Origin of the sequence: Pseudomonas sp. 22082, assembly GCF_052046055.1 — a bacterium.
In the GTDB taxonomy this organism is placed as follows: domain Bacteria; phylum Pseudomonadota; class Gammaproteobacteria; order Pseudomonadales; family Pseudomonadaceae; genus Aquipseudomonas; species Aquipseudomonas pharyngis.
In genome coordinates this window covers 100,474-112,841 of sequence record NZ_JBQEQB010000008.1, presented here as the reverse complement: position 1 = coordinate 112,841, position 12,368 = coordinate 100,474, and the positions used below count along the sequence as shown (strand labels likewise).

5 protein-coding genes are annotated in these 12,368 nt (G+C 61.0%); 4 read left to right on the top strand and 1 reads right to left on the bottom strand.

Annotated features, from left to right (window positions below; genetic code table 11):
• The first annotated feature begins 1 nt into the window (after position 1).
• The 3 genes from ACTJK9_RS11790 (at position 2) to argR (ending at position 2,995) form a co-directional block, all read left to right on the top strand.
• Positions 2 to 1,114 (top strand): succinylglutamate desuccinylase/aspartoacylase family protein, encoded by a 1,113-nt coding sequence (locus ACTJK9_RS11790; protein WP_085610736.1) that lies wholly within the window; start codon positions 2 to 4, stop codon positions 1,112 to 1,114.
• Positions 1,115 to 1,137: 23 nt separating this feature from the next.
• Complete coding sequence (locus tag ACTJK9_RS11785) at positions 1,138 to 1,902, top strand: ABC transporter ATP-binding protein (RefSeq protein ID WP_003227281.1); 765 nt, start codon at positions 1,138 to 1,140, stop codon at positions 1,900 to 1,902.
• A 112-nt stretch (positions 1,903 to 2,014) separates the two neighbouring features.
• Positions 2,015 to 2,995 (top strand): transcriptional regulator ArgR, encoded by a 981-nt coding sequence (gene argR / locus ACTJK9_RS11780; RefSeq protein WP_085610735.1) that lies wholly within the window; start codon positions 2,015 to 2,017, stop codon positions 2,993 to 2,995.
• A 45-nt stretch (positions 2,996 to 3,040) separates the two neighbouring features.
• Here argR and ACTJK9_RS11775 read toward each other — a convergent pair whose 3' ends face one another.
• The gene (locus tag ACTJK9_RS11775; protein ID WP_440813937.1) at positions 3,041 to 10,549 is read right to left on the bottom strand and encodes a dermonecrotic toxin domain-containing protein; all 7,509 of its coding nucleotides are present in this window, start codon (positions 10,547 to 10,549) and stop codon (positions 3,041 to 3,043) included.
• Between the two features lie 537 nt (positions 10,550 to 11,086).
• Between ACTJK9_RS11775 and ACTJK9_RS11770 the strand changes: the two genes are divergently transcribed.
• Positions 11,087 to 12,307 (top strand): aspartate aminotransferase family protein, encoded by a 1,221-nt coding sequence (locus ACTJK9_RS11770; RefSeq protein WP_064598809.1) that lies wholly within the window; start codon positions 11,087 to 11,089, stop codon positions 12,305 to 12,307.
• Positions 12,308 to 12,368 lie beyond the last annotated feature (61 nt).

The following is a 12,368-nucleotide window of genomic DNA, read 5'->3' as shown; positions in this document are numbered from 1 at the left end:
TATGGAACGCATCGACCACGTTCTGCCGTGGAGTCATTTGGGCAGCGAGCGCCGGATTTCGGTTTTTCGTTTCGGCAGCGGCGAGCGCAAGGCCTACATCCAGGCCAGCCTCCACGCTGACGAACTGCCCGGCATGCGCACTGCCTGGGAACTGAAAAAACGCCTCGGCGAACTCGAAGCCAAGGGCCTGCTCAACGGCGTCATCGAACTGGTGCCGGTGGCCAACCCGCTGGGTCTCGGCCAGTTGCTGCAAGGCAATCATCAGGGCCGTTTCGAGGCCGGCAGCGGCAAGAATTTCAACCGTGATTTCGTCGAGCTCAGCGCCCCCGTGGCCGCCAGGCTGGAAGGACAACTCGGTGATGATCCGCACGCCAACATCCGTCTGATCCGTCAGGCAATGGCCGATCACCTGGCCGCATTGCCCGAGGCCAGCAGCCAGTTGCAAGGCATGCAGCGCATCCTGCTGCAACATGCCGCCACCGCCGATGTGGTGCTGGACCTGCATTGCGACTGCGAAGCCGCGCTGCACATGTACGCCTTGCCGCAACACTGGCCGCAGTGGCGTTCGCTCGCCGCGCACCTGGACGTGAAGGTCGGTTTGCTGGCGGAAGACTCCGGCGGCAGCTCGTTCGACGAGGCCTGTTCGCTGCCGTGGCTGCGCCTGTCGCGGCTGTTCCCGGACGCGCAGATTCCACTGGCGTGCCTGGCGACCACCGTCGAACTCGGCGGTCAGGCTGACACCACGCCGACGCAGGCCGAAGCCTGGGCCGAAGGCATTCTGGCGTTCCTCGCCGAGCAGGGCCTGATCCGTGGCGAGTGGCCGAGCGCGGCGCACGAGCCGTGCGAAGGCATGCCGTTCGAGGGCACTGAATTGCTCCTGCCGCCGCATCCGGGGGTGGTGAGTTTTCTGCGCAAGCCCGGCGAGTGGGTTGAAGCCGGTGACAAGATTTTCGAAGTGATCGATCCGCTGTCGGATCGGGTCAGCACGGTGTGTGCTGGTACGTCCGGGGTGCTGTTTGCCATTGAGCGGCTGCGTTACGCCCAACCCGGTTTCTGGCTGGCCAAAGTGGCGGGGCGCGATGCGCTGCGCGACGGCCCTTTGCTCAACGACTGACTGTTTTTGTGAGAACCGACCGCATGTACAAACTTGAAGTCCAAGACCTGCATAAACGCTATGGCAGTCACGAAGTGCTCAAGGGCGTTTCCCTGAAAGCGGCGGCCGGCGATGTGATCAGCATCATCGGCTCCAGTGGCTCCGGCAAAAGTACTTTCCTGCGCTGCATCAACCTGCTCGAGCAGCCGCACGCGGGCAAGATCCTGCTCAACAACGAAGAGCTGAAACTGGTGGCGAACAAGGACGGCGCGCTGAAAGCCGCTGATCCGAAGCAACTGCAACGCATGCGTTCGCGCCTGTCGATGGTGTTCCAGCATTTCAACCTGTGGTCGCACATGACCGCGCTGGAAAACATCATGGAAGCGCCGGTTCATGTCCTCGGCGTGTCCAAGGCCGAAGCCCGCGAGAAAGCCGAACACTACCTGAACAAGGTGGGTGTGGCCCATCGTAAGGACGCGTTCCCGGGGCACATGTCCGGTGGCGAGCAGCAGCGTGTGGCAATCGCCCGTGCGCTGGCGATGGAGCCGGAAGTGATGCTGTTCGACGAACCGACTTCGGCCCTCGACCCGGAACTGGTCGGCGACGTGCTGAAAGTCATGCAGGCCCTCGCTCAGGAAGGCCGCACCATGGTGGTGGTGACCCACGAAATGGGCTTCGCCCGTGAAGTGTCGAACCAGTTGGTGTTCCTGCACAAAGGCGTCGTGGAAGAAAGCGGCAACCCGCGTGAAGTGCTGGTCAATCCGCAATCGGAACGTTTGCAACAATTCCTCTCGGGCAGCCTCAAGTAATCGCTCCCGTTATGCACCAGATTAGGTCATGCTGCGCAGCGCGCCAGATGGTCTAATTTGGTTGCAGCCGATTTCGGTTTTTCCCTCTGTTTACGTTTCGGATCGCCCGCCCATGACTGCCCATCGAATTGGTTTCCTGATTTGGCCCAGCACTAAAGCTCTGACTTTGGCGCTGGCAGAGGAGGCCTTGCGTGTTGCCCAGCGTGTGCATCCGGATGTGGTTTACGAATTGTCGTTCCTGCAGGCCGAAGCACCGACTGACGGTGAGTGGCAACTGCCCGGCGAACCCTGGGCCGGCAAACTCGAAAACTTCCAGAAACTGTTCCTGCTCGCCGATGAGCCACCGACGACTTTGGCGCCGGCACTCAGCAGCGCGCTCAAGCAATTGGTACGCGCCGGTTGTGTGATCGGTGGTTTGTCGGCTGGCGTGTATCCGCTGGCGCACCTCGGTCTGCTCGACGGCTATCGCGCAGCGGTGCACTGGCGCTGGCAGGACGATTTCGCCGAGCGCTTCCCGAAAGTCATCGCCACCAGCCATCTGTTCGACTGGGATCGCGATCGTCTGACGGCGTGCGGCGGCATGTCGGTGCTCGATCTGTTGCTGGCAGTGCTGGCACGTGATCACGGCGCGGAACTGGCCGGTGCAGTGTCCGAAGAACTGGTGGTCGAGCGCATCCGTGAAGGTGGTGAGCGTCAGCGCATTCCGTTGCAGAACCGTCTCGGCTCCAGCCATCCGAAGCTCACCCAGGCGGTGCTGCTGATGGAAGCCAACATCGAAGAGCCGCTGACCACCGACGAAATCGCCCAGCATGTGTGCGTGTCCCGTCGCCAGTTGGAGCGGATCTTCAAGCAATACCTCAACCGCGTGCCGAGCCAGTATTACCTGGAACTGCGCCTGAATAAGGCCCGGCAGATGTTGATGCAGACCAGCAAGTCGATCATCCAGATCGGCCTGTCGTGTGGTTTCTCCTCGGGGCCGCATTTCTCCAGCGCCTATCGCAACTTCTTCGGCGCCACGCCGCGGGAAGACCGCAACCAGCGGCGCAGCAGCAGTCCGTTCGAACTGTCGTCGGTACCGCCCGAGCGCGGTTGATTCCGGGTATCAGCGCCTCGAGGGCGCTGATACTCCAGGTCTTGCTCAGTCTTCGATATTGACGACGGGCCGTATGACCTGGGGCGGATGATCGAGAATGCCGTCGACGTTCAGGGTGTTGCCCGTCTCCTGGAAATAGGCTCGGATGCGGTTCATCGCACGCATGGAAAAGGGGTTGCCACGTAAATCGTAGCGATCACCGACATAGGCCGGTACCTCCATCAGTTCGTCCGGCATTTCGCTGATTTCATTACCTGACAGATCGATTTCCATCCAGTTGAAGTTGCCAAGCGCACCCCTGGGAATTTCGCGGATGCCGGTCGTGCTCAAGTCCAGATCGGTCAGTGCCGGCAGGTTGCTCAGGTCGGGAGCCAGTCCAAGCGGGTTGTCCTGCAGGTGCAAGAGCTCGAGAGTGTGCAGCCCCGCCAGGCCGTGCACATCGTTTGGCGTCAGGGTGATGTTGCATTCCGGCAGGCTCAGCGACGTCAGACGTCCCATCCTGAAGATGGCTTCGGGGACGGTTCTCAGGTCGTAGCCTCGGATATCGAGGCTATCAAGACTGGGGAACGCCTCCAGGAAACGGCCGATGCGCGGCGAGTGATCGCTGACACTGAGCAGGTACAGATCCGATACGTGGCCGAATTGCGCCGTCAGTGTCGGCAGTTCACCTCGCAGCGGCAGGCTCGACGCGAAGCGGTGATCTTCGATATCCGCGCCTTCCAGCGGTGTCTTGCGCCAGCAGGTCAGCAATTCCTCCTTGAAACGCGCACGGTTTTGCTCTTCTTTCAGGCGCTCCGCGGCGTTGAGTGGCTGGCCGCTGATGTCATGGACCGGCAGGTCGGCCTCCCATGCCGCAAGATCACCCAGCAATGTTGCCAGTTCGGTTTCAAGACGTGTCAGTTCGCTCCGCCCATCCGCCAGCGAGCCGTCCAGTCGGTAGATGAAGGCGCTCGCCTGTTCGTCGTCGAGGGCGGGGTGCAGGGTCTGGACTCGGATCAGGTCTGTCATTTCGGCCATGACCCCAAGGTCTTCGCCGTTACGGCGATAGTAAATCTTGATCCGGTCACGGGTGGCGGCATTCAAGGGATTGTCGCCGAAGTCATAGCCATTGCCGACGGCTGCCGGCAAGGCGAAGACATCTTCGGGAAGCTCGGTGATGCGGTTGTTGTTGAGTACAACCGTTTCAAGTGCGGGGTGGTTCAACAGCCCCGTGGGAAGTTCGGTGATGGCCGTCGCCGACAGGTCGAGGTACTCCAGTGCTCGCAGGTTGCGCAAGTCAGGCACCATGCCCAGCGGATTGCGATAGAGATCCAGGCTTTTGAGTCGGGTCAGCATTCCAAGAGCCGTGTGGCCTTCGCTGTCCAGCACCACGTCGCAGTCACTCAATGCCAGCTCCTCGAGTGCAGGCATCCGGGTGATCGATTGTGGAATTCGTCCCAACGCCAGCTCCCGCAGCTCCAGGGTTTCGAGGCCGGGAAAACAGTGCAGAAAGCTGTCATTGATCCGCAGTTGTGAATTGCCGTGTAACGACAGCGCCGTGACGTGGCTGAAGTCAGTGCTCAAGGACGGCATGTCGCCAATGAACGCAAGATTGAGGCTCAGTGTTACAGCCCGTGTTTCCGGATTTTCCTCCAGTCGTTCGCGCCAGAACGCCTCGAGTTCCAGGCGAAAGGCCTCGCGTTCGGCACGCTCGGTATCGCGTTCGATTTGACTGAGTACTTCATCGGTGGCGGGGAAACGCTCGGGAATATCGTTCACCCAGCGGTCCAGCTCGTCGACCAGTTGCCGCCGTTCTGATTCCCAGCGGGCAATTTGTGCACGCCCTTGCTCGATGGTTCCCGGCAGCAGGTACAAGACGCGTTCGGCATCCTCGCGATCCAGTGACGGGAACAGTTCGATGAGCCGGTCCAGATCTTCGTTGGGCATTGAGACGCCGAAGTTCTGCCGGTGCTGCTGGAAGCAGACTTTGATCCGATCGCGAGTGGCCGCGGTCAGCGGGTTGTCGGCGAAGGTGAATTGTCGGGGGGTGTTCACCGGAATATCGAACAGGTCTTCGGGCAGTTCGCTGATCCGGTTGCGATCGAGGATCGCGACGGTCAGGCGCGGGCGTGTGAGCAGGCCGTCCGGCACGCTGGTCAGTTGGGTATCGACCAGACGCAAATGAGTCAGTGCCGGTAGGCTCTCGAGAGGTGGAGGCGCACCCAGCGGGTTGCGACTCAGATTCAGATACTGCAGGGCATTCAAAGGGGAAAGGATGGTCTGGCCAGGCGAAGTCAGTGACAACCCGCAGTTTTCCAGGATCAGGCGTTGCAGCGAAGGCATTCGTGCGCAGGCTCGCGGGATCTCTGCGAGGTTGAAATCATGCAGCTCCAGATGACGTAAGCCGGTGAAAGAACCCAGAAAGGCGTCGGTGGCGCTCAGGGTCGTACTTCCATGGACTGACAACTCTGCAATATGGCTGAAGTCCGCCGACAACCGAGGCAGCTCGCCGATGAACGTAAGCGTCGTTATCAGGGTGTCGTGCCGCTGCCTGGGGTTGTCCGAAGACCGCATGTGCCACAACCGCTCCAGTTGGTCGGCAAAGGCTGTTCTCCTGGTGTGCTCGACGAACATCTCTGCCGGGCTCAACAGTTGACCGCTGACCGGATGTGAGGCGGGAATCGCGGTCTTCCATTGTTCGAGGTCCGCGACCAGTTGTTCGATTTCCGCCTTCCAGTGCCTGAGCAGGCTGCGGCCCTGTTCCAGGTCGCCGGGCAAGCCATAGAAGACGTCGCTGGCTTCCTCGGTGTCCAGGGCGGGGAACAGGGCTTTGGTGGCTGCGATATCTGCTGCATCGGCAGGTACGCCGAAATCCGGACCGATTTCCCGAGAGTAGGTCTTGATGCGCTCCCGGGTCTCTGCGCTCAGCGGGTTGCCGGAAAAATCAAATCCTTCGCTGACGGTGGCCGGCAGTTGAAAAAAGTCCTCGGGAAATTCGCTGATGCGATTGTCACTGACGATGGCCGTTCTGAGGTTTGGATGGCGGGTCATGCCGATTGGTGCTTCGTTGATTCCCGTGCTGGAAAGATCGAGGTAGTTGAGTTGGCTCAAGGCGCCGACATCGGGTGAATCGCCCAATGGGTTGCCGGGCAACTCAAGGGAATCCAGCACGGGCATGGCGGCCAGTGCCGCTTGCGCTTCGGCACTGAAAGTCACGCCGCAATTGTTCAAGACCAGCGCTTCGAGGGCTGGAAGGCGGGCGAGCGTTTGCGCAATCCGGTCAAGTGTGAAATCGCGCAGAACCAGCGTAGTCAACCGCGGGAAGCTGGCGAGGAATGAAGATGTGGAGGTGATCGATTTGTTGCCACTCAAGGACAACGTGCGGATGTGGCTGAAATCCGCACTCAGTACGGGCATGTCGCCCATGAATGTTGCCTGCCCAGTCAAGGTTTCGGCCCGTACCAGCGGCTGAGTCGTGGATCGGTGACGCCACAGCCGTTCGAGGCGCCCGGCGAACGTTTCCCTGGCAAAGTGTTCTTCGAGTCGTTCATTGAAGGTCAGTGTCTCGCCACTGAGTGGATTGCGGTCCGGAATGTCCCGGGCCCAGCTGGTCAGGTCCGCGGTCAAACGGGTTATTTCGGCTTCCCATTGATCCAGCTGAAGCCGGCCTTGGGCGAGAGAGCCTGGAAGTCGGTAAATCAGCTCGCTGGCCTGGCGATCGTTAAGGTCGGTGAACAGCATTTTGGTGCGGTCGATCTCGGGTTGTTCTGGCCGCACGCCCATGTAATTGCCGGTGCGGTTGAAATAGACTTTCACCTGTTCGCGCGTGGCGTTGGAAAGTGGATTGCCGGCGAAATCGAATATCGCCCCGGTGCTGGGCGACAGCTCGAACAGCACATCGGGCAGCGAAGTGATCTGATTGCCGGCCAGCCAGGCGCTTCTGATGCGCGGATGATCCAGCAGCCCGGCAGGCAGTGCGGAAATACCGGTGTCCATAAGATTGAGATAGGTCAGCGCAGAAAGGCCGTTGACGTCCATCGTGATACCCAAGGGGTTACCTTGCAGATCGAGCGCCGTCAGTTCGTTGAGTGACGACAGCAGCAGCTGGTTTTGTGGGGTGAGAACGACGCCACATTGGCGCAGTCTCAGTTGTCGCAGCGAGGGCATCGTCTGGAGACTTTGCGGCAGGTCGTCCAGGTCGAAATGGTTCAGGGCCAGGCGTTGCAAGTTTGGGAAACGCTGGAGAAATGCGTCGACGCCGCCGGGATTATCTGTGCCGGTCAGTTCCAGGTTGGTGATGTGATCGAAATTGGCGCTCAGGACGGGCAAGTCCCCCGGCAGTGGCTCTGAAAACAACAGACGGAAACCGATCGCTTCCGGGGTTTCTCTGCGCCAGCATTTGCGCAGAAGATGGGCGAACAGTTGGCGGTCGCGCAGGGTGGCCATCTGTCGGGCGAGGGACGGAGAGAGCCCGGTTTCCGGATTGTTGGGAGCAGCGGCGTGTATCCACTGATTCAGGTCGCTGTCGAGCTGGGCGTATTCGAGGCTGAGCCGCGACAGTTCTGCATTCGCCCCGTCAGGGTGGGCTTGCAGTCGCGCGACCATGTCCTGCAAGTCGCCCTGCAACAGTCTCGGGTACACCTGCCTGATGCGGTTTTCCAGAGTGCGCGGGGTGCGCGGCGTTTCTCGGGCGTAACCTTGTGCCCCGGTCAGGCGCAGAGTCTCGATGGCCGGCGGGGAAGGGGGCTCGTCGACAATCGTCAGGCGCAGATCACTGCGTGGCAGCGGATTGTCACGCAGGGCCTGCCTGAGCTTTTCACCTTCACCGATGTGCAGATTCAATGCCTGGCGCTGGGCGTCCGGCAAGGCTTGCAGAACGCAGGTGTAGAAATCGGCGGTCCCCTGCAACTCCAGGCCCTGCTGGTCATACGGCTTCCATCGACCGTTGGCGTCGAGTACCAGTACCCTCCTGATGGCGGCCGATTCGGGCCCCGTACTGTCGAGCAGTTGTCCTTGCGGGGAGCTGGAACGTACCTCCAGACGTACGTCGCCAGACCAGCCCGGTAATCGCTGGAGGCTGTGCAGCGCCAGGGTGTCGGAGTCGGGGTTGCGCACCGAATCCAGCTCCAGCCCTTCGTAGGCGCGAGTCACCCGCAGTTCATGCCGGGCCTCTTGCGCCAGTTCCTGTTGCCGAGCGGGCCAGTTTCCGGCTTCGATCTCCAACAGTTCTGAACCCGTGGCAGTATTGAGCAGCGCTTCGCTGATTTTTGCGGGCAGGCGAGGTTCGTGCAGGGCCACGGTTCTTGCCAGCGGTTCATCGCGGTGTTGAAGCGCCTGATAGCGCGTCTCGAACAAGGCCGTGCGTTCAGTTGTCGCGATCTGCGTCAGACGGGCACGCAGGTTTCGGGTGCGTACTTCGAGGGCGATCACCTGGCCGAATTCCTCTTCAAGCAGCGTATTGATTTCGTGGTTGTCGAGTGTCTGCAGCAGAGTCTTGAGCAAGTCGCCGTCGGTCAGTCTGTTCTCATGGATGTCCGTCAGCGGCAACTGTTGATCGGCGGAGGATTGCCAGACGACGTCGCCCTGTTCGCTGAACAGGCGTAGTCGTCTGCCGGAGGGCCACAGGTGCTGATCCTTGAGAAGCTGGAGTTGAATCAGCGGATCGGCGGTGAGGTAATCCTCGGCCTTGCTGCTGCCGATCCGGTCGATGAAATCCTGCAAGTCCCGATCAATCAGAAAACGCTGGAGACTGTCGGCCAGCAAGGGCGGCATGGGCTCGCGGTTCATGTGCATCCTGCGCAGGACGTCTTCGTCGCAACCGCTGACCTGGAGCAGGCGTTCGCGTCGCGCCGGGGGCAGCGATTCAACACTTGGACCCAGGCGCTGCAATACCGTCGGTCTGTCCCATTCCAGCGGGCGCTCGAGCTCGGTGTGGAAGGCGCCTTCACCGTTGTGGAAAACGGTAGGGCGATACGCGTCCGGTCGGCTCGGATGTTCGATGTACAACTTGTCCGGCTGTCCCGAATGGCTGACGGCGTAGTGCCCCTGTTCGGCCGGCAGCCATTTGCGGCCTTGATACTCATGCAGGCCGGACGGGTCCGGCACGCTTCCATCGGGCGGCAGGGCCTGCTGTTCATAGGGCTTCAGGTCCGGCTTCCAATACTGCGTTTTGCCATTGCGCAACTTGACCGGCCGGAAACGATCGATGAAGGCCACGACGGGGGCCGGCAGTATCCTGGGAAGTTCGGCCAGGGCGATACTGCCGCCAATCCCGAAAGCGCCGAATTGCACCAGGGATTCCAGCGCGGCGAACAACTGTTCGCCGGCCTCGGTGGCCGATCCTTCAGCCCAATCGACAATGCCCTCGAATACCTCGTCGAGAAACTGATAGGCCATGTAAGCCATCATCATTTCACCCAGGAACGGCACGAAGGGCAGCACGACAAACGCGGCAATCTGGAGAATCGACGTCGCCACGCTGACAAAGGAATCCCATCGTGCCCAGCGGGCATTGCGGTCGACGGCCGCGGTCGGGACGGCAAGGGTGGCGGCATCGTTGAGTATCTTGTTCAGCTTGCGTTGGTAAAGGTGTTCCGACAGGTCGCCAGCGATGGCGCTGATCGCCAGTTGCAGCTTGGGGTGCTCGATGGGGGTATCGCGCCAAGTGGGCTGCGGGTTGCCGGGTTCGGGGGCGTGCCATTTCACTTGGCTCAGGCGCCGGTTCAGCTCGGAGAAGAAATGCCCCCGCTGGTCATGGGCGACGAATCCGCTGAAAAATCGCTGATACTGCGGGGAGCGCAACTGACGGGTGAGTTCCTTCTCCAGATCGGCGGTCGAGGCATAGTATTTGACCGGGTGTTCAGGGTCGTCTGGCACGTAGGCCACCACGCCAGCCGGTCTGCTTGCCTGTTCAAGGTCCGGCGCAAAAATCACGATACCTGCCAGCTCTGCCGACATCATCGTCAGATCGTGACAGCGCAGGGTTTGGCCGTTCACCCGCATGCCCTGCAAACCGTCGCTCAGGCCACCGATCAGGCGATACCAGCGTTCGTCGATATCCCGGTTGAGGCGCGCCAGCTCAAGCGCGGCTTTGAGGCCTGCGATCTGGGTCGCCTTGACCTTCGGGGTCAATTCAGCGGCCACGGCAGGATCGGAGATACCGAGGCTGGTTTCAAGGTAGCGCTTGTAGCCTGCGCCGATATCCAGCTCCCGGCACAGGCGAGTGAAAGCAGGAATGCCAATTTGTGTGCCGAGCGCCGGCAGTGTCTCGAACTGTCCTGTGGCCGACGGTTTGCTGATGAAGCAGGAGTCGCTGTCGTAGGCGTCGGCTCGTGTTTCATGTTCTTCGAAGTTGTGCAGCGCCGCGTCCAGCAAGGAAACCGTCCAGACCCGTACGCCGGTGCGGATGGAAAGGCCGGGCGGCGTGATCGGAATATAGAGGCGCAGGAAAGTTGCCCTCACGTCCAGCTCAAGACCGTAGCGTGATTTCAACCCGGTTTTCAGCAGGGGTTCGGCAAAAGTGTGGGCGTCCTGCACGCCTTCCAGTAACCGATCGACACTGTTTTGCGCCTGCATGTGATCTGCGATGGCGGCGCGTAGCGCGAGGTGTTGTGCCCGTGGTGCCAACTTGAATGTGTCGGGAATTGTTCTGCGCGCATTTTTCAGTGCGTCGCGCCTGGTTTGCGAGGACTTGCCCAGCCATTCAGGGATGCCATTGAGAAGGGGTTGATAGTGTGGCGGCGGATGAAGCGGGGCGTACCCGGAAGCCAGGGGGGGCACGGGTGGTTTTTCGGTCGGTGATTGCATGGTGATTGCGCCTTGGCGTCTGGAAAAGTGCCAAGCGAATCAAAATGCGCACGATGAAGTGCGGTACATAGTTATCGCAGCGACAAGCTGTGGAATTGATATCCTCGCAGGCCTGCTGCAATTGTCGTCGACGGTTTAAACTGCGCCTTTGCGACGGTATATGTCGCATTGCCGTAAACCCGGGAAAATCCGGGGTTTGCGCTATAAGAAGTTGTCGCTTGGCGGCAAGGCCGGGCACAAAACTGTCCTTACAATCCCCCCATCGCTCGCCAGTTTCAGGCGGGTGGCCCTCATCAGGAGACTCCGATGTCCGTTGAGCACGCTGCGGTACAACGCGCCGATTTCGACCAGGTTATGGTTCCCAACTACGCGCCTGCCGCTTTCATTCCGGTGCGTGGCGCCGGTTCCCGCGTCTGGGATCAGGCCGGCCGCGAGCTGATCGACTTCGCCGGCGGTATCGCCGTCAACGTATTGGGTCACGCGCATCCGGCGCTGGTCGGTGCCTTGACCGAGCAAGCGAACAAGCTGTGGCACGTGTCCAACGTGTTCACCAACGAGCCGGCCCTGCGTCTGGCGCACAAGCTGATCGACGCCACCTTTGCCGAGCGCGTGTTCTTCTGCAACTCCGGCGCCGAAGCCAACGAGGCCGCCTTCAAGCTGGCCCGTCGCGTCGCGTTCGACCGTTTCGGCACCGAAAAGTACGAAATCATCGCCGCGCTCAACAGCTTCCACGGCCGTACTTTGTTCACCGTGAACGTCGGTGGCCAGTCGAAGTACTCCGACGGTTTCGGCCCGAAAATCACCGGCATCACCCATGTGCCGTACAACGATCTGGCAGCGCTGAAAGCCGCTGTTTCCGACAAGACCTGCGCGGTTGTTCTGGAGCCGATCCAGGGTGAAGGCGGCGTGCTGCCGGCCGAGCTGGCTTACCTGCAAGGCGCCCGTGAACTGTGCGACGCCAACAACGCGCTGCTGGTGTTCGACGAAGTGCAGACCGGCATGGGCCGCACCGGCAACCTGTTCGCCTACCAGCATTTCGGTGTGGTTCCGGACATCCTGACCAGCGCCAAGAGCCTGGGCGGCGGTTTCCCGATCGCCGCGATGCTGACCACCGAAGCGCTGGCCAAGCATCTGGTCGTCGGCACTCACGGCACCACCTACGGCGGCAACCCGCTCGCGTGCGCCGTGGCCGAAGCGGTGATCGACGTGATCAATACCCCTGAGGTGCTGAACGGCGTCAACGCCAAGCACGACAAGTTCAAGACCCGCCTGCAGCAGATCGGCGAGAAGTACGGCCTGTTCACCCAGGTGCGCGGTCTCGGTCTGCTGATCGGTTGCGTGCTGAGCGATGCCTGGAAAGGCAAGGCCAAGGACATCTTCAACGCCGCCGAACAAGAAGGCCTGATGATTCTGCAGGCCGGCCCGGACGTGATCCGTTTCGCCCCGAGCCTGGTGGTTGAAGACGCGGACATCGACGCCGGTCTGGATCGCTTCGAACGTGCTGCGGCGAAACTGACGCAAGCCTGATAGACCCTTCGGCGCCTGACTTGATCAGGCGCCGAACCCAATTTTGATGCCGGGCAAAATC